Origin of the sequence: Agrobacterium sp. RC10-4-1 (assembly GCF_014138475.1) — a bacterium.
Classification (GTDB): domain Bacteria; phylum Pseudomonadota; class Alphaproteobacteria; order Rhizobiales; family Rhizobiaceae; genus Agrobacterium; species Agrobacterium pusense.
On sequence record NZ_JACJIT010000004.1, the window covers coordinates 456,106 to 474,628 of the forward strand.

Here is an 18,523-nt window from a genome sequence, read left to right on the forward strand (position 1 = left end):
TTTGACACTTCGATAACCATGACGAAGAGAGGATGCGCCATGATGAAACAATAAAATCTCTTAAAATCAAATGCTTGCGAAAATTCCGAACATTAGGAGACCAAAATACAATGTCTCCAAAATTTTCATTTTGTCACAAATGACGCGCAATATGGGTGCTGAGCGGCAGGTAGGGCGCCTCGAACAGTTCTTCCTTCTCGAAGCGGCTGCCGGTCTTGGAAAAGCGCGTCATCACGCAGCGATCACCTTCAACGATGATCGGCGCGATCATCATGCCGCCGGAAACGATCTGCTCGGCAAAGAAACGGGGCATGGTGGTAAAGGCCGCCGTGGAAACGATTCGGTCAAAAGTGCCCTCACCCACCAGGCCGTTGCTGCCATCCGCCTGGCGGATGACGACGTTGCGGATTGCAAGATCATCGAGACAGTTCTGCGCCTGCTGCACCAGCGTCTTGTACCGCTCCAGCGAAAAGACGCGCTCAACCCGGCGGGCAATGATCGCCGTCATGAAACCGCTGCCGGTACCGATTTCCAGCACGCGCTGGCCGGGTTTCAGCTGCAGGCGGGCAAGGATTTTCACCGCCATGTCGGCCCCTTCCATGAAGGAACCGCAGTCGATCGGGATGGTGCGGCTGGAATAGGCGTCGGCGGCAAATTGCGGCGGCACGAATTTGGATCGTGGCGTCTGCTCAACCGCCGTCAGCAGGTCGAGATCGGAAATCCCCTCGCCCCGCAAGCGCAGAACGAGAGCTGCAAAACCTTCCTTTTCGACCATGGCAGATTTCAATCGGCGACTCCGAATCCAAGCGCTTGCGCAACCCGATCCTTCACCGTGTAATCCGTCAGGTCAAGCTTCAGCGGCGTGACGGAAATCTTGCCATGCTTTAAGGCGTGGATATCGGTGCCTTCGCGGAAGGTGCCCATGCGTTCGCCGAAACGCAGCCAGTAATAGGGAAAACCGCGGCCATCCTGGCGTTCTTCCACCGTCAGGCCGAAATCTAGCTTGCCCTGCCCCGTGACGGACACGCCCTGCACATCCTTTGGCGCGCAATTGGGAAAATTGAGATTGAGGAAGGTGCCGTCAGGCAGATCGACATCGATGAGCTTGCGAATGAGATCGGGCGCATAGGTCTCGGCCACCTCCCACGGTACGACGCGGCCTTCGGCATGGCTGAAGGCCTGGCTGAGCGCAAAAGACCGTACGCCCTGCAGCGTGCCTTCAATGGCCCCGGCAATCGTGCCGGAATAGGTCACGTCATCGGCCATGTTGGCGCCGGCATTGACACCTGACAGTACGAGATCCGGCTTTTCCGGCAGAACCTCGCGAATGCCCATGATAACGCAATCAGTCGGCGTGCCGCGCAGAGCGAAATGCTTGTCGGAAACCTTGCGAAGACGCAACGGCTCGGACAGCGTCAGGGAGTGAGCAAGCCCGCTCTGGTCTGTCTCCGGCGCAACGATCCAGACGTCGTCGGAGAGCGTGCGAGCGATACGCTCCAGCACGGCCAGCCCTTCGGCGTGGATACCGTCGTCGTTTGTCAGCAAAATCCGCATGTTTTCCTCCCGCTCTTCATTTTGCTCAGGCAGAACACTCCCCGAACCGTCATCCCGGCCTTGAGCCGGGATCCAGTCGACGCGCGACTGCGCCACGGGAATAGTCCTTTTCAGCCCAACGACTTGGGCTGGATGGATGCCGGATCAAGTCCGGCATGTCGGCATCTTTGAAATCAAGCCGCCTTTTCGATCCGCGTCAGACCGCCCATATAGGGCAGCAGCACATCAGGAATTGTGACAGAGCCATCGTCGTTCAGGTAATTTTCGAGAACGGCGATCAGGCAGCGGCCGACAGCCGTGCCGGAACCGTTCAGCGTATGCACGAACTTCGTCGCCTTGTCGTCCTTGCCGCGATAGCGCGCATTCATGCGGCGCGCCTGGAAATCGCCGCAGACCGAGCAGGACGAGATTTCGCGATAGGTATTCTGACCGGGCAGCCACACTTCCAGATCGTAGGTTTTGCGCGCGCCAAAGCCCATGTCACCGGTGCAGAGCGTCATGGTGCGGAAATGCAGGCCCAGCCGCTTCAGCACCTCCTCGGCGCATGCCGTCATGCGCTCATGCTCGGCGACAGCGCTTTCCGCGTCCGTGATGGAGACGAGCTCGCACTTCCAGAACTGGTGCTGGCGCAGCATGCCGCGCGTGTCACGGCCTGCCGAACCCGCTTCCGAGCGGAAGGACGGTGTGAGTGCGGTGAAACGCAGGGGCAGCTTTTCCTGCTCGAGGATTTCGCCGGCCACGAGGTTGGTCAGGGTCACCTCCGCCGTCGGGATCAGCCAGCGGCCATCGGTGGTCTTGAACAGGTCCTCGGAGAATTTCGGCAATTGCCCGGTGCCGAACATCGCCTCGTCGCGCACCATCAGCGGCGAGGAAACTTCGGTATAGCCATGTTCCGAGGTGTGCAGGTCGATCATGAACTGGCCGAGCGCCCGCTCCAGCCGCGCGAGCTGGCTGGTGAGAACGGTGAAACGCGAACCCGAAAGTTTGGCGGCCCGCTCGAAATCCATATAACCAAGCGCTTCGCCGATTTCGAAATGTTCCCTGGCCTCATGGTTCCAGCCGGGCTTCTGGCCGACGACGCGGGTCACCACATTGTCATGCTCGTCCTTGCCATCGGGCACATCGTCGAAGGGCATGTTCGGCAGGCGCGACAGGGCGTCGTTCAACTCGGCGGTGACCTGGCGGTCCTCCTCCTCGGCGCGCGGCATCTTGTCCTTGAGGTCGGCGACCTCGGCTTTGAGTTTTTCCGCAAGCTCCATGTTCTTCTGCGCCATGGCGGCGCCGATTTCCTTGGAGGCGGCATTGCGGCGGGACTGCATGTCCTGCAGGGACTGGATGACGGAACGGCGCTTTTCATCGAGCGCGATCAGACCTGCGGCCGCAGGCTCCGCGCCACGGCGTGCGAGCGCCGCGTCAAAAGCTTCGGGGTTTTCACGTATCCATTTAATGTCGTGCATCGTCGTTCCAGACCGTTGTTGCATCACCGATGTTTTACAGCAAAACGCCGGGCAGAAGCCCGGCGCGAGGAGATGTCTTGAGCGGCGAGACCTTCGAAAACTCAGGTCTCCTCCAGCTCCGTGCTTGCGGATTCCGCAGCGCGCTTCCTCTCCACGAGTCGAGCCATGTAGATGGAAATCTCGTAGAGAATGATCGCAGGCAGTGCAAGACCGATCTGGGACATCGGATCCGGCGGGGTCAGCACGGCGGCGACCACAAAGGCCATGACAATCGCGAACTTGCGCTTCTCACGCAGCCAGTCGCTGGTCAGAAGGCCCACGCGCGCCAGAAGCGTCGTAACCACGGGCAGCTGGAACACCAGACCGAAGGACAGCACCAGCGTCATGATGAGGCTCAGATATTCCGACACCTTCGGCATCAGCGAAATCGCAACCTCGCCATCTTCTGGCAATTGCTGCATGGCGAGGAAGAACCACATGACCATGGGCGTGAAGAAGAAATAGACGAGCGCCGCTCCGATGAGGAACAGGATCGGCGATGCGACGAGGAACGGCAGGAAAGCGGCGCGCTCGTTCTTGTAGAGGCCGGGCGCCACGAATTTATAAAGCTGCGAGGCGATCACCGGAAAGGAGATGACCATCGCGCCGAACATGGCGACCTTGATCTGCGTGAAGAAGAATTCCTGCGGCGCGGTATAGATCAGCGACGACTTCGTCACATCAAGGCCAGCCCAGAGAACCGCCCACTTATAGGGAATGACAAGCAGGTTGAAGAGATGCTTGGCAACGGCAAAACAGGCGATGAAGGCAACGAAGAACGCACCCAGCGACCAAATCAGCCGTGTGCGCAGTTCCATCAGATGTTCGATAAGCGGCTGCGGCTTGTCCTCGATGTCCCCGCTCATGCTTCATCCTTTTTGGGCTTTGCAGCCTTTGTTCTCGCCGGCTTCACCGGCTTGGCATCGGCGGCCACGACAGGCTTTTCAGCCACGACCTTCCTGGCGGCCGCTTTTCTCGCGACGGCTTTTACGGTCGGCTTTGCAGCTGAAGTCTCCGTGGAATTGACAGCAACGGGTTCGGACGCCGCGACCGCTTTGGCGCGGCTGGCGCGTTTCGGCTTGGCGGCAACCGCTTCCGCCTCGACGGTCGCAATCGATTTAGCCCGGGCACGCTTCGGCTTTTCCGCCGGTACGACCGGTGCCGCTACGGGGGCGCTGGCAGTCACGGGCGGGGTATCCGGCAGCTTCATCTCAGGCTCGGGAATGCTGACGAGCGGTGCAACCGGCTCACTGGTCGCCGGTGCTGCGGTCGACGTAGCAGGCGAGGATGACAGGCCCTCAGGCGGCGTGGTCGCCTTCTGAAGATCGGACTTGATCTCGTTGCCGAGCTGGCGAAGCGGGTTCATCGCATCACGCAGCGAGTTGGTCGGGTTGAGATTGCGGACATCCGATATGGTTTGGCGCACATCGTCCATGTCGGCCTCTTTGAGGGCCTCATCGAACTGGGTACGGAAATCCCCCGCCATCTTGCGAAGGCCAGCCATGGTCTTGCCAAAGGCGCGGATCATGGGCGGCAAGTCTTTCGGCCCGACAACCACGATCAGTACGACCGCAATCACCAGCAGCTCGCTCCAGCCGATATCAAACATCAATATGCTCCCGAGACCCTAACGCGCGTCAGTCTCAAACCAAACGGCAGGGCCGCTTACTTGATCTCGTCAGCCTTGTGGTCGACGGTCTTCGTGTTGGCATCGGCCGGCGGCGGCGTCTGGTCTTCGTCAGCCATGCCCTTCTTGAAGCTCTTGATGCCCTTGGCGACATCGCCCATCAATTCCGGGATCTTGCCGCGTCCGAAAAGGACGAGAACAATCACCAGCACGATGAGCCAATGCCACACACTAAAAGAACCCATAACTGAAACTCCTGAATTTCGCTTTCAGACGATGTAAGACGTTTGAAAGGCTTTTTCAAACAACAAATTGCCGCTTCAACAGGGTGTGAGCATAAAGTTTTTGCGTCGTGTCGCCCGCGCGATAACGATCTCAATCGTCGCCGTCGCCACCACCAGGCGCAAGCAGGCCCAGCTCTTCCAGATCAAGTTGCGTGATCGGGTCTTCATCCTCACGCAATTCGTCGCTCATCATCGGCAGGGGCACGCCGAAATTGGAAGGTATGCGGCCGGAAAGCAGCCCTGCTCCCTTCAGCTCCTCGAGCCCCGGCAGGTCGCGCAACTCCTCGAGGCCGAAATGGTCGAGAAACTCAACCGTGGTACCGATCGTCACCGGCCTGCCGGGTGTGCGCCTGCGGCCACGGAACCGGACCCAGCCCGCCTCCATCAAGACGTCAAGCGTGCCGCGTGAGGTCTGAACACCGCGGATTTCCTCGATTTCAGCGCGTGTCACCGGCTGATGATATGCGATAATCGCCAGGACTTCCAGCGCCGCGCGAGAGAGCTTCTTAGGTTCCTTTTCCTCGGCGCGGATGACGAAGGAAAGATCGCCGGCAGTGCGGAAGGCCCATTGCCCGCCCACCTGCACGAGATTGACGCCCCGGCCCGCATAGGCGGCTTTCAGATGCTGAAGAACGGCGTCGACATCCATGCCGCGCGGCAGGCGCTCCGCAATGAAACCCGGAGAGACCGGCTCGGCCGAGGCGAAAACCAAAGCCTCGGCGATCCGCTCGGCCTCTTTCAACTGGCGCTCGGAAAATACCGTGGGTTCTAGTCCCACCCCATCCGTCGCGATCGTCGCCTCGGCCGTCTCATCATTATCAGTCATTGTCAGTCCTCTCGGCGACCGCCGCACGATCATCCCTCGTGCCACGGCGCATATAGATGGGCTGGAAAGCGCCCTCCTGCCGGATTTGCAGCGTACCCTCGCGCACAAGTTCCAGTGACGCGGCAAAGGCGCTGGCGATCGCCGTCACCCGCATCGCGGGATCGGGGACATATTGCAGCAGATATTGATCGAGCGCGGTCCATTCTCCGACATCGCCGAGGAGACCGGTTAAAAGCTCCCGCGCCTCGACCAGCGACCAGACCTGCCGTTTTTCAATCGTGACCTGGGTGATCGCCTGTCTCTGCCGCAGATTGGCGTAGGCGCTGAGCAGGTCATAAAGGCTCGCCTCGTAGGCAGAGCGGTTGATGTGCGGAATATGCTCCGGCGCACCACGGGCAAACACATCGCGGCCGAGCTGGGCGCGGTTGACGAGGCGTTCCGCCGCCTCGCGCATCGCTTCCAGCCGCTTCAGCCGGAAGGCAAGGGTTGCGGCCATTTCCTCACCCGAGGGGCCGTCATCCTTGGATTGCTGCGGAATGAGAAGCTTGGACTTGAGGAAGGCGAGCCACGCCGCCATGACCAGATAATCGGCCGCCAACTCGATGCGCACGCGCCGCGCGCTTTCAACGAATTGCAGATATTGCTCGGCAAGCGCCAGCACTGAAATGCGCGACAGGTCCACCTTCTGCGTGCGGGCAAGATGCAGCAGGAGATCAAGCGGGCCTTCGAAACCCGCGACATCGATGACCAGTCCGGCCTCGCCCGTCAGCCGCTCCGGCGTCACATCCTGCCAGAGCTTGTCCATCGGTGTCGAATTGCGAGATTTGTCTGCGGCCATCGTTCCATCCGCCGGAGCTTCCGGCCTTGATCCCGAGTGAGCGGCCGCCCGACTGTCAGGAAACGGCCCACATGGCGTTGAATTCGGCTCTCAGTTCCGCTTCGTCGGATGGGTCCGCAGTCGGGAAACCCGCTTCAACTGCCCGCACCCGCTCCAGCGACCGGCCGGAAAGAACGGGAACCTCTTTCACAACCTCGAGCATTTCACCCATCACGCCGTTGCAATGCAAGACTATATCGCAGCCGCCAGCAACAATATTCGCAGCTCTTTCACCCAGCGTGCCCTTCAACGCGTTCATCGAACTGTCGTCGGACATCAGCAGGCCGTCAAATCCGATCCGCCCGCGAATAATCTCCTCGATCACCTTCGGTGATGTCGTCGCCGGCCGTTCGCGGTCGACGGCGTTGAACACCAGATGCGCGCTCATCGCCATCAATTCGCGGTTCAGTGCCCGGAAGGGCACGAAGTCATGCGCATCCAGCTCATCGAGCGGCACGTCGACCACCGGCAGTTCATGATGCGAATCCACCATGCCGCGACCATGACCCGGCATATGTTTCATGACAGGCAGCATGCCACCCGCCTTCAGCCCGTCGGCCGCCGCCTGCCCCATCTCGGCCACCATGGTCGGCGTATAGCCATAGGCACGGTTGCCGATGACATTGCTGGCGCCTTCCACCGGCACGTCGAGCACCGGCAGGCAATCGACATTGATGCCGAATTTCATCAGGTCAAACGCGTGCAGTCGCGACATCAGCCAGGCGGCACGCAGACCGGCACCCCGGTCGCGCTCATAGATTTCACCGAGAATGCGGGCATTCGGATAAGCCTGCAGGATCGGCGGCTTGATACGCTGAACCCGTCCGCCCTCCTGATCGATCAGCACCGGCGCATCTGCCCGCCCGACGGCATCGCGCATGGCGGCGACGAGATCGGTGATCTGCTGCGGCTCGCCAATATTGCGCCCGAACAGGATGAAACCCCAGGGCTGCTCATCGCGGTAAAGGGCAATCTCGTCGGCAGTCAGCGAAAGCCCGCTGCATCCGAGGATCATAGCTTTGCAATCGGTCATGGTGTCACGCCTGTCTGAGAACAAAAGGGATAAGGGAAGAATGACCTTTAGCCACCGAGACTGCGGAGAGGTCCGGTTAATTTCTCCGCGTCATCCTCGGGCTTGACCCGAGGATCCATTCCGGCGGCCGTGGATCCTCGGGTCAAGCCCGAGGATGACGTAGAGTTTGCCGGAAGGCCCGAATATGCCAAGGGCTGCCCCACTCGGCAGCCCTGATCGTTACGAAGCCATATTGCCCGCTATCACCGCGCCACCAGGCAGCTGCCACCGGCCGAACGGAATTTTTCGCACAGCGCCACGGCTTCGTTCTTGTCACCGGCCGGGATACGGACGCGGTAGAAGGTGCCCTTGCCGGCGATTTCGGCAGCCTTTATGTCGACGCCGCGTCCACCGATGACCGAGCCGAACTTGGCCGACATGTTCTGGTAGGACTTCTGCGCTTCCGCCTGGCTCGGCAGCGACGCGATCTGGATATAGTAGCCACCGGCGGACGGCGTGCTGGTCGCAGCCGGTGTAGCAGCTGCGGTCTGCTGCTGCGCGGCCTGCGGCTGAGCAGGCGCAGTCGTCGTCGGACGAACATTGCCCTGATTGGTCACCGTCGCCACGACGTTTGCGGGCTGCGAGGACGGACGTGTTGCCGGAAGCGGCGCGGCGGACTGCGCAGCCGGCTTGGTGGCGGCAGGCGTGTTGGCCTGCGGCTGAGCCTGTTCCGGCGCGACCGGAACCCGCGATGCGGCGATGACGGCGGGAGCGCCCTCACCCGGCTTGGCGGTCTGCGGCGCAGCAAGTTCCTCGACCTTGTCAGCCTTCGGCGGCTGGGCTGCCGGCACCTCGACTTCCTGTGCGACAAGCGTGCCGTCAGGCTTGACGATCATGGTGCGGACCTTGCGCGGGGAAACGCCGGTCGCGGCCGAACCTTCGTTCTGTGCGGCCTTTTCTTCCGGCGAAAGCAGGCGCGGATCCTCGGTCTCGCCAACCGGCGTGCCAGCGGCTTCCATATCGGCGTCGTTTTCGCCTTCCAGCGGCAATTGTTCAGGAATCAGAGTCCGCTGAACCACGTCCACGGGCTGTTCGTTGCTGGAAATCAGCGCCGGCTGCTTCGGATCGGCAGCGCTGCCGCCGGCAACGCGATCATAAACCGCCTTGTCCTGATTGGGCACGACACGACCGCCCGGATTTTCCGGCACGACCTTCATCGGGTCGTTATCGGCGGAGATGATGACCGGCGCGCCGTTGGAACCGGTGCTCGACGAACCGCCGGAGACCAGCGCGTAAACACCGCCGCCGATCAGCACCAAGCCGATGGCAGCCGCAACCGGCATGATCCAGCGGCGACCGCCGCGTTCATCCTCGTCACGATAAGCAGCCTGATTGTCGACGTACGTATTTTCGGGCTCGCGAGGCGCATTGCCACGGGAAGCGGCAGCCTCCTGCATGGAGCGGCGGAAATCCTCTTCCAGCGCCCGTTCGAACTCGTCGGCCTCTTCCGGAGCCTGAACAGGACGAGCCTGGGCAGCTCCGCGGTTTTCCGCGTGCTTGTGGCGGTCGAGACCACCGGCAACAGCAGGAGCGAACAGCGTCGCAAGCTCGGTGTCGATGTCGAGGTCTTCCTCATGGCGGCGGGGAGCCGGCTTCGGCTCAAAAACGCCAACCGGCAGTTCCGGTACATCCATCTCGACGATGGTTTCCGGATGCTCTTCCGTCTCACCGATCTGCGAGGGATCGAAAGGCAGGCTTTCCAGCGTCTGTGGCGCGACAGGCTGGGGAGCGGCCGGGCGCGGCTGAACCGGAGCGGCAGCAACGGCAGCAACAGGTGCGGCAACGGGCGCAGGCCGGGGCTGCGGTGCGGGCTGCACCTTCACCGGCTGCGGTGCGGGTGCCTGAACGGCCACCGGCGCGGCCGGCTGCTGGCGAACCGGCTGCGGTGCAGGCGCTGGCGCGACCTCCGCTTCAGCGATGTCGGACAGATCCAGATCGAGATCGAGATCGTCAAGCGCAAGCTCGAAATCATCATCATTGAAGCCGGCGAAATCAAGCTCCTCGGCGGGTGCTGCGGGCGCTGCATCGGCAACCGGCGCTGCCTTGACCGGAGCGGCAGTAACCACGGGCGGTTCAACCTTGGCAGCCTGCGCTGCGGGGACCGCCTGCACGAGCGGCGCTTCACCGCGACCGGGAATGGAATATTTCGCGACGTCGTAAATCAACTCGTCCATCGGCGAGAGATGTTTCGCCGCCGGCTTCTCGGCAGCCTCAACCGTCAGAGGCTCTGCGGCAGGCGTAAAGACCTCGGCGACCGAAGGCGTGAAGGATGGCGCGGTCTCTTCCGCCTGGACGACGGCAGGCACGGGAGCGACTTCGACCTGAGGCTCTACCCGGGCCGCGGCAGGCTGCCGTTCGGAGCGCGGCTCAACCCGCTTCGGGTCGGCAGCCGAAACATCGCGGCGGGCTCCGAAATTGGCAAGCGGCAACCGCAGGCTCGAAAATTCCAGCGAAGACCGGCCGCCATGCGATGGCGGACGAACGGAAATCGGAGCAGGCGCCTGTTCGGCGACGGCGATTTCCACTTCATCGGCGAGATCGAGGCTCTGGGACTCCGGTGTAGCAGCATAAGCGGCGGCAGCAATATTGCTGGAGACATCTGCCGGAAGCTCCGGCATGGCGTGCCATTCCGGCTGGACGGGTTCCGCGGCCTGCGGCTCTTCCCATGCCACCTGTGAGGCAGCCTGCTCGTAGACCATCGGCTCGGCAGGACGCGCCTGGCGCGAATGCACATCGAAAACTTCAGCCACCGCGCCGGCATCATCGCGGAAATCCGCCCGGATATCCTGCGTGGGGGTTTCGACGTAATTGTGGATATAGGCCTCATTGACCTCTGGAAGCAGCTCTTCCGCTGCTTCGGGAGCGAATGTCACCTCGGGTTCCGGTTCAGCTGCCGGCGCAAGTTCGGGCTCGCGGCGAGCGAAAACGGATTCGACCCGCTGCATGAAATCGCTTGGATGGATGCCTGCACGAACATCGTTTGCCGGATCAAGAACGATCGGATCGGCATGCGGCGCATCGTAAACCTCGAATTCCCGAAGCAGCTCGTCCTCGAGATTAAATTCGGGTTCGCGGCGGGCAACCGGTGAGGCAGCGCGTGGCGCAGCTTCGGAACCCGCATGCGAAGGACGATCTTCGAAGCCGACGATACGCGCCAGTTCTGCCAGAGGATCGTTGTCAGCGAAGCCTTCGGACCGGGCGTCCCGGTTATACGCGACATTTTTTTCGACCATTACGTGTTCCACCATCTACGCATTGCAGCTCTTGCCAGCGTATTGTGAGCAAATAATGGTGAGATGTTATCGCATTTCGTCAGGTGCGTCCGCTCCTAAAAGCGTCAGTCCAGACCTCAGAACATTCGCGACAGCATTCACCAGCCCAAGTCTGGCAATGCTCAATTCTCGGTTTTTATCGTTAATAAAACGTAATTCCTGATGGTCTTTACCCTTGTTCCAGTGTCCATGGAAGGAACTGGCGAGATCATAGAGGTAAAAAGCAAGCCGGTGCGGCTCATGCGAAAGGGCCGCGGATTCGATCAGGCGCGGATATTCCGCGAGTTTTGCAACCAGCTGCAACTCATTGATATCGCTGATCAAAGATACAGATGCCGCCATCTCCTCGGCCGAAGGAGAAAGCCCCGGAAACGCTTCCTGCGCCTGCCGGAAGATCGACATTGAGCGGGCATGCGCATATTGCACGTAAAAGACCGGATTATCCTTCGATTGTTCGGTCACTTTTGCAAAATCGAAGTCCAGCGGCTCGGAATTCTTCCGATAAAGCATCATGAATCGCACCGGATCGCGACCCACTTCGTCGACAACGTCGCGCAGGGTCACGAAGTCGCCGGAGCGCTTCGACATCTTCACCGGCTCACCGTCGCGGAACAGCTTGACGAGCTGGCACAGAAGAACCGTCAGCTTCGACTTGCCCTCGGAGACGGCGCGCGCGACGGCTTCAAGACGCTTGACGTAACCGCCATGGTCGGCGCCGAGCACATAGATCATCTCGGAAAAACCACGGTCGAACTTGTTCTTGAAATAGGCGACGTCGGCGGCGAAATAGGTGTAGGAACCGTCCGACTTCATCAGCGCGCGGTCCATATCATCGCCCACTTCGGTGGAGCGGAACAGCGTCTGTTCGCGGTCTTCCCAGTCATCAGGCAATTCGCCCTTCGGCGGCGGCAGCGTGCCCTTGTAGACATGGCCCTTGAAGGTGAGGTCGTTGATGGCCGACAGGATCGGCCCGCCATTGCCCTCATGCAGCGTGCGCTCCGAAAAGAACACGTCGTGCCGGACGTTGAGAAGCGCCAAATCCTCGCGGATCATCGCCATCATCGCGTCGATCGCCTTGTCCTTGACGATAGGCATCCACTTTTCTTCAGGCATGGCGCGCAGCTTGATGCCATATTCATCGGCCAGCGCCTGGCCGACGGGAACGAGGTAATCACCGGGATAGAGACCGGACGGGATGGTGCCGATATCTTCGCCGAGCGCCTCGCGATACCGCAGGAACACCGAACGGGCCAGCACATCGATCTGCGAGCCGGCATCGTTGATGTAATATTCTTTGGTCACGCCGTAACCAGCAAATGCGAGCAGGTTCGCCAACGTGTCGCCGACAACGGCGCCACGGCAATGGCCGACATGCATCGGGCCGGTCGGGTTGGCCGAGACATATTCGACGTTGATCTTCTGGCCCGCACCGATGGTGGAGCGGCCGAAATCGATACCCTGGTTGATCATATCTGCCAGCAGACGCTGCCAGTAACCAACCGACACCTTGAGATTGATAAAGCCAGGACCCGCGACATTGACGCTATCGACATCGCCATCCGCCTGAAGCGCCGGCACAATGAGTTCGGCCAGGGCGCGCGGATTGGTGCCGAGCGGTTTCGCCAGCACCATGGCGGCATTGGTTGCGACATCGCCGTGGCTGAGATCACGCGGGGATTCGACGGTAATTCGACTGAAATCGACCTTTTCGCGGTTCTCTTTCACGAGGTCGAGGGTCTCGAGCGCGTTTTTGATCCTGGTATCGAAATCGGCAAAAATGTTCATCGTTCCAACCTGCGCGAAGGGCTTCTGTTCATGTCCGGTATTTTAGCCGGTCGGCTTCGCGATCGCCCGCTGCCCTATCTCAAATCGGGGGTGTGGTCAAACAGCCGCTGGTGGGCGCGCAGTGCATAACTATCGGTCATGCCGGCCAGATAGTCGCCCACATGCCGGGCTTTTGCGGCCACGCTCATGCCGGAAATGCTGTCTACCCAGTAGTGGCTCTGCATTTCCGCCGGCGTTTCCATATATCGGTGGAAAAGATCGGTGACGATCTGCGTCGCGCCGGCGCGGATGCGCATGATGTCCGGGTGCCGATAGATATGGGCAAACAGCAGCTTCTTGATCTGCCTGTCAGTCTCGGCCATCTCGGGCGAAAAGGTGGCGACGGTAAAATCGGCGGCCCTGATGTCGGCGGCCCGCTGCGGCTTCAGCCGGGCAAGATTTTGCTGCGCCACGCCGATCACATCCTCAACCATGTGCGTGATCTGGCGGCGCATGATCTCATTGGCGAAACGTTCCTTGTCGAGCACGGGATATTTCGCCCGCACCTGCGCCATGAGGCCGCTGAGGAATGGTACCTCCTCCAGCATCTCGAAGGTGAGATAACCGGCGCGCAGACCGTCATCGATATCGTGGGTATTGTAGGCGATGTCATCGGCAATCGCCGCCACCTGCGCCTCAAGGCTGGCATAGCTGCCGATCTCGAGATCCTGCAACTCGCAATATTCGAGGATGGGCAGCGGAACCGGCCCCTTGATCCCCTCACCCTTCGCGTTCACCAGCGGGCCATTATGCTTGACGAGACCTTCCAGCGTTTCCCAGGTCAGGTTGATGCCGTCATATTCGGCGTAGCGGCGCTCCAGCTTGGTGACGATACGCAGGGACTGTGCATTGTGGTCAAACCCGCCATAGGGCAACAGCACCGCATCGAGCGCGTCTTCGCCGGTATGGCCGAAAGGCGTGTGGCCGAAATCATGCACCAGCGCCACGCCTTCAGCCAGATCCTCGTCCAGCTTCAGCGCGCGGGCGAGCGCCCGGGCGATCTGCGCGACCTCGATGGTGTGGGTAAGCCGCGTGCGGTAATGGTCTCCGTCGGGGCTGATGAAGACCTGCGTCTTGTGCTTCAGGCGACGAAAGGCTGTCGTGTGGACGATGCGGTCCCGGTCACGCTGGAATTCGGAACGCGTCAGGCTTCCTTCTTCCGGAAACAGACGCCCGCGCGTCGTCCATGGATCCGAGGCGAAAACCGCCCTCTCCCCACTTCCGAAACCCAATGCGCGCTGGTCTATGATCATGCATCCACCTGTTGACTTCTTATGGCCGCGACTTCCTTTTGGTCTCGGCCATTGACCTTTTCATTCACCCTTCATACCTATCGCAGAGGTCAGCGCAAAGCATCATCGCCGCGCAGACGCCCTCACACAGGCTATAGACCGTTAATTTGACCGGTTTATAATAGTGACAACGAGATTATTGCTCTCCGGTTCTTGACCCCGGCAGGAGGAACGACATGGAAAATAGCGACATTACCCTTTCGGAAGCAGCGGCAAAGCGAATCGCCCAGATCGTCGCCGCCGACGCCGGCAAACGGGCGCTGCGCGTCTCCGTCGAAGGCGGCGGCTGCTCGGGATTCTCTTACAAGTTCGATCTGGCCGAAGACCCCGCCGATGACGACATCGTGATTGCGCGCGGTGATGCCAAGGTGCTGATCGACAGCCTTTCGGTCGTCTATATGGCGGGCTCTGAAATCGACTTCGTCGATAATCTGCTCGGCCAGTCCTTCCAGATCAAGAACCCCAATGCCGTGGCTAGCTGCGGTTGCGGCACCAGCTTCTCGATCTGAGTGAAACGGTCCGCGGCCCTGCCTCAATGCTCTCAGCTTTGAGGTGATCCGCGTCCCTCTCCTGCCTCATCCCTGTCTCCCCGCCGCGCAGACGCGCGTCGGCTGGATTCCTGTAACAAGCACAGGAATGAGGTGGTAGAGACATGACGCTGACTTCGCAGCCCAGTTCACTCTACCAACCTCCCCTCTATCCACCACATCCTCGCCACCACCTTCCAAAAACGGTGGCAATCGCTTTTGCATCGGGTAAAAGTACCCTCACAAAAGGGAAACTCCGATGAAGATTGCCACCTGGAACATCAACGGCGTCAAGGCGCGCATCGAAAACCTCTGCCAGTGGCTGAAGGATTCTTCGCCTGATATCGTCTGCCTTCAGGAGATCAAGTCGGTCGATGAGGGGTTTCCGCGGCTGGAGATTGAGGCGCTTGGTTATCACGTCGAGACCCACGGCCAGAAGGGCTTCAACGGCGTTGCCCTGCTCTCCAAGGTGAAGCCCGATGAGGTCAATCGTGGCCTGCCGGGTGATGATGCCGACGAGCAGGCGCGTTTCATCGAAGGCGTGTTTTCCGTCGACGGTGGCGCCATCCGCGTCTGCTCGCTTTACCTGCCGAACGGCAATCCGCCTGACGATCCGGTCAAATATCCCTACAAGCTCGCCTGGATGGAGCGGCTGCGGCGCTTTGCCGAAGATCGCCTCGCGTTCGAGGAGCCGCTGATCCTCGCGGGGGACTACAACGTCATTCCGGAACCGTTCGATTGTCACGACCCCCGCGTGTGGGAAGGTGACGCGCTGTTTCTGCCGAAGACCCGCGCAGCCTTCCGCAAGCTGGAGAACCTTGGCTTTACCGATGCCGCACGCGCGACGACGGATGAAGCAGGACTATATTCCTTCTGGGATTATCAGGCCGGCGCATGGCCGAAAAATAACGGCATCCGCATCGACCATCTGATGCTGTCAGCCGAAGCAGCCGACAGGCTGGAATCGGTCAGCATCGAAAAACATGTGCGTGCGTGGGAAAAACCATCCGACCACGTGCCGGTCTGCGGTTACTTCGATTTCAGCCCCGCTGGCTGACAGGCCATCTTTACCGAGCTCTGGCGCGGCAATTTTCAATCCGGATCGTCAATCCGCATGGTCTGCGCCATTGCGATTGCCGCACGGCGATCGTTCTCACCCGCCAGCGAAAAGGCCTGCTCCTGCAGGTTCTGAATCCAGGTACAGTCCGCCGCCGTGCATTTATCCAGCGCCGCCGTCATGAAGGCGAGGCCCTGCGTCGTCTGGCCCTCCTGGAAGATCAGGTTGCCGAAAATCGACATGGCGCCGGCATGGCCGTGTTTGCGGGCCTGGTTGAGCCATTTCTTTGCCTGCTGCACATCCGCGCGGCCACCCTCGCCGGCAAGAATCATCTCTGCCAGACGGAACTGGGCCTCAGCCACACCGAAGGTGGAAGCAACCTGGAAATAAAGCTGCCGGGCCTGTGAAAGGTCCATTTTGACGGGGCTTCCGGGAATGCCGTGGCGGTAATAATCAGCGAGAGACAGCAGCGCATTGACGAAAAAGCCGGTATCCTCCGATCCCGGTTCGACACCCTGATTGGCGATTTCGCTGTAGATCTTGAAAGCTTCGAAGTCGTTCTTGGCGACGCCATCGCCATAGGCATACATGTTGGCAAGCGCCCAGCGCGAGCCTGTATGGCCCTTTTCGGCCGCGTAGCGATAGGCCTCGACAGCTTCACCCTTGTTGCCGTTCTTGTAGGCCTTGAAGCCGAACTTGAACAGGTCGAAGGGGCCGGATTCCTTGGTCACGCCCGCATTGATGTCAAAAGCCGCGGCAGGCATTGCGAGCGACGCAAGCAACATGCCCATGAGGAGCGGCTTTAAAACGTTGGCTTCACATTTCAGCATTTCAGCGAACTTCTCTCACTCTTCCCGGCATATAGCCAATACTTGCGGAATACTGCAAAGCCGAACCCCGCCGGGTCGCGATTTTTTGAACACACTGCGTCTTTCCGGCAGCACTTTCCAGCGCACCACCGGTGGTCTCCTGCGGCAATTGCCCAAATTTTCCAGTTAGACAGATATAGGCATAATTTCCGGCAATATAACGGCGTTCCGCCATCCACCGGTCAGCGCCAAACAAGAAATCCGGATGAAATTCCCGTATTACTTGCTTAAACCCTGAATCCAAACCTGTTTTCACTTTCTGCAACCCCGCGGGCCCACATCAAACGCCTGCATGTTCTTCCGATCCCGCTGCCCTAAACATAAGCCAAGCACCCTGTTTGTGGCGGGAAATGGACAGATATGCTCACATTCCAACGCGACCCCACGCTTGCAGAAAAGTGTTGCCAAATCGTCACAAAACTTTCGGGCCAGAAAATTTTATCGAGAAGGAATCATAGTCGGACATGAAAAAAGGCCCGGTTGGTAAACCGGACCTTTATTTTAGCATCAGCGAAAGGATGGGATCAGAACTTGACCTTCACACCCGTCGAGATGGCTGCCACGAGGTCGTTGCCGAAATCGTAGCCTGCCTCGTTGCCGCAGGTGAAGCCAGCGCCGCAGGGTCCGCCATTGATGGAGGAGCTGCCCGAGGTCAGGAGGCCGAGAGCACCGGCAATCTTGAACTCGATGTTCTTGTTGGGCGAATAGACAATCTGGGTGCCGAGCGTCCACGTATCTGTCTGGGTGCCGATGACCGTGGACGTACCGCGATCCCAGGTCAGGCTGACGGCTCCGCTCCACTGTTCGTTGAACTTGTGACCAACGCCGCCGGAGATCGTCCAGCCGTCGCGATAGAACAGGTCAAGCGTGTTCAGCGTGTCTGCGCCACTTGGGACGCAGGGAGATGTGCCGACCGCGCAGAAAGGAATGACCTGAATCTGGCTCCAGTCTGTCCACTTCACGGAACCGAAAGCAAGCCAGTCTGGCGCTATGCCGGATTGAACTTTTAGTTCGATGCTGTCTGGCATGGAAACAGAGCCATAGATCGGCACGAGCTTGCCGCCGTATTTTGCAAGCGTCGGAGATATGGACGGCGGTGTCTGTGGGATCCCTCTAACATCGGCGAAGCCGGTCAAATCGTGATCGACAGCGCTGTTATAAACTAGGCTGGCGCGGAACGCGATCTCGGGAATCTCGTAGGCCATGCCGGCGCGCCAGCCCCAGCCGTCACCTTCCATCTCAAGTTTGCCGACGCCGCTGAAGCTGGACCAGGCCGGATTGAGGCCCAGAACGGCCGGCCCGAGAACCTGACGATACTTATAGCCGCTCAATTCCTGATAGAAGCCGCCGCCGATAATCGAGAAGTCACCCTTGCCAAGATCGAACTTCACCCGGCAGGTTGTCGCGTAATTGTGCGACTTGACCTTGGTTTCGATATTGTAGCTCGATCCCTGCCAGATACCGGGATTGAGATGCGCGCCCCAGGGCTGCGAATAGTCGAACATGCAGTCGCCGAAATCGCCGATCGATGCCTTGGCCCCGATGCGGGTCGACCAGAAGTTTTCGGAATCATCTGCCGTCCTGGACCAGGATGCAGGCAAGGGGCCACTTTTCAGCGGATTGTCCCGCGCATTCTCTACCTTGCGCTGCGGTGCGACGAAGGTCGCGGAGCTGTCGAGAACGTAATCGGACGGATCGAACAACAGATCGATATTATAACCGCCGCGCTCGAGACCGCCGGCCAGTGAAGGCGTTACCGCCGCGATGCTGACTGCGAAACATACCGCGCCGCGAAAAATTGCAGTTTTTGCCATCTCTCTCCCCAATCAAGGCAATGTGATCATCAAAAGAGTGAAGCGCTTCGCGGAAAATGACAATCTGCCGCACACTGGCACAGTTCTGCGACACTTCTCCATTTTTTACGTAAGAATTTCATGTCGATCCCC

Annotated in this window: 17 protein-coding genes; 2 read left to right on the forward strand and 15 right to left on the reverse strand. The window is 60.0% G+C overall.

Annotated features, from left to right (window positions below):
* Positions 1–133: 133 nt before the first annotated feature.
* The 12 genes from FHW77_RS13860 to FHW77_RS13915 all read right to left on the reverse strand — a co-directional run bounded on the left by FHW77_RS13860 (position 134) and on the right by FHW77_RS13915 (position 14,085).
* The gene (locus FHW77_RS13860) at positions 134–787 is read right to left on the reverse strand and encodes a protein-L-isoaspartate(D-aspartate) O-methyltransferase (protein ID WP_022556269.1); all 654 of its coding nucleotides are present in this window, start codon (positions 785–787) and stop codon (positions 134–136) included.
* Entirely contained in the window at positions 784–1,554 is a 771-nt protein-coding gene (gene surE, locus FHW77_RS13865; protein ID WP_004442133.1) for a 5'/3'-nucleotidase SurE, read from the reverse strand. The genes FHW77_RS13860 and surE overlap by 4 nt, the downstream gene beginning before the upstream one ends.
* Before the next feature lie 173 nt (positions 1,555–1,727).
* On the reverse strand, positions 1,728–3,011 hold the full coding sequence (gene serS, locus FHW77_RS13870) for a serine--tRNA ligase (RefSeq protein ID WP_004442134.1): 1,284 nt from the start codon (positions 3,009–3,011) through the stop codon (positions 1,728–1,730).
* 101 nt (positions 3,012–3,112) lie between these two features.
* Positions 3,113–3,916, reverse strand: coding sequence for a twin-arginine translocase subunit TatC (gene tatC, locus FHW77_RS13875; protein ID WP_022556270.1), 804 nt, complete (start codon positions 3,914–3,916; stop codon positions 3,113–3,115).
* Complete coding sequence (gene tatB, locus FHW77_RS13880; protein ID WP_004442140.1) at positions 3,913–4,659, reverse strand: Sec-independent protein translocase protein TatB; 747 nt, start codon at positions 4,657–4,659, stop codon at positions 3,913–3,915. Before tatB ends, tatC begins: the two co-directional genes overlap by 4 nt.
* A gap of 56 nt (positions 4,660–4,715) precedes the next feature.
* Positions 4,716–4,922 (reverse strand): twin-arginine translocase TatA/TatE family subunit, encoded by a 207-nt coding sequence (locus FHW77_RS13885; RefSeq protein WP_003509722.1) that lies wholly within the window; start codon positions 4,920–4,922, stop codon positions 4,716–4,718.
* Positions 4,923–5,052: 130 nt separating this feature from the next.
* On the reverse strand, positions 5,053–5,787 hold the full coding sequence (scpB, locus tag FHW77_RS13890; protein ID WP_004442146.1) for an SMC-Scp complex subunit ScpB: 735 nt from the start codon (positions 5,785–5,787) through the stop codon (positions 5,053–5,055).
* Positions 5,780–6,625, reverse strand: coding sequence for a segregation and condensation protein A (locus FHW77_RS13895; RefSeq protein WP_034498970.1), 846 nt, complete (start codon positions 6,623–6,625; stop codon positions 5,780–5,782). The genes scpB and FHW77_RS13895 overlap by 8 nt, the downstream gene beginning before the upstream one ends.
* Before the next feature lie 55 nt (positions 6,626–6,680).
* The gene (nagZ, locus tag FHW77_RS13900; protein ID WP_022556274.1) at positions 6,681–7,697 is read right to left on the reverse strand and encodes a beta-N-acetylhexosaminidase; all 1,017 of its coding nucleotides are present in this window, start codon (positions 7,695–7,697) and stop codon (positions 6,681–6,683) included.
* 242 nt (positions 7,698–7,939) lie between these two features.
* A complete protein-coding gene (locus FHW77_RS13905; RefSeq protein WP_182590503.1) occupies positions 7,940–10,969 on the reverse strand; it encodes an SPOR domain-containing protein in 3,030 nt (1,009 codons plus the stop codon).
* 66 nt (positions 10,970–11,035) lie between these two features.
* The gene (gene argS, locus FHW77_RS13910; RefSeq protein ID WP_004442158.1) at positions 11,036–12,793 is read right to left on the reverse strand and encodes an arginine--tRNA ligase; all 1,758 of its coding nucleotides are present in this window, start codon (positions 12,791–12,793) and stop codon (positions 11,036–11,038) included.
* Between the two features lie 74 nt (positions 12,794–12,867).
* Positions 12,868–14,085 (reverse strand): deoxyguanosinetriphosphate triphosphohydrolase, encoded by a 1,218-nt coding sequence (locus FHW77_RS13915; protein ID WP_004442160.1) that lies wholly within the window; start codon positions 14,083–14,085, stop codon positions 12,868–12,870.
* A 215-nt stretch (positions 14,086–14,300) separates the two neighbouring features.
* Here FHW77_RS13915 and erpA point away from each other — a divergent pair, with 215 nt between their 5' ends.
* Entirely contained in the window at positions 14,301–14,633 is a 333-nt protein-coding gene (erpA, locus tag FHW77_RS13920) for an iron-sulfur cluster insertion protein ErpA (RefSeq protein ID WP_004442162.1), read from the forward strand.
* A gap of 277 nt (positions 14,634–14,910) precedes the next feature.
* Entirely contained in the window at positions 14,911–15,708 is a 798-nt protein-coding gene (xth, locus tag FHW77_RS13925) for an exodeoxyribonuclease III (protein WP_004442163.1), read from the forward strand.
* A gap of 35 nt (positions 15,709–15,743) precedes the next feature.
* Here xth and exoR read toward each other — a convergent pair whose 3' ends face one another.
* The 3 genes from exoR to FHW77_RS13940 form a co-directional block, all read right to left on the reverse strand.
* Positions 15,744–16,538, reverse strand: coding sequence for an exopolysaccharide production regulator ExoR (gene exoR / locus FHW77_RS13930; protein ID WP_004442165.1), 795 nt, complete (start codon positions 16,536–16,538; stop codon positions 15,744–15,746).
* A 1-nt stretch (position 16,539) separates the two neighbouring features.
* Positions 16,540–16,833, reverse strand: coding sequence for a hypothetical protein (locus tag FHW77_RS13935; protein ID WP_244467030.1), 294 nt, complete (start codon positions 16,831–16,833; stop codon positions 16,540–16,542).
* A gap of 268 nt (positions 16,834–17,101) precedes the next feature.
* Positions 17,102–18,391, reverse strand: a complete 1,290-nt coding sequence (locus tag FHW77_RS13940) for an outer membrane protein transport protein (protein WP_004442167.1) — start codon at positions 18,389–18,391, stop codon at positions 17,102–17,104.
* Positions 18,392–18,523: the final 132 nt, after the last annotated feature.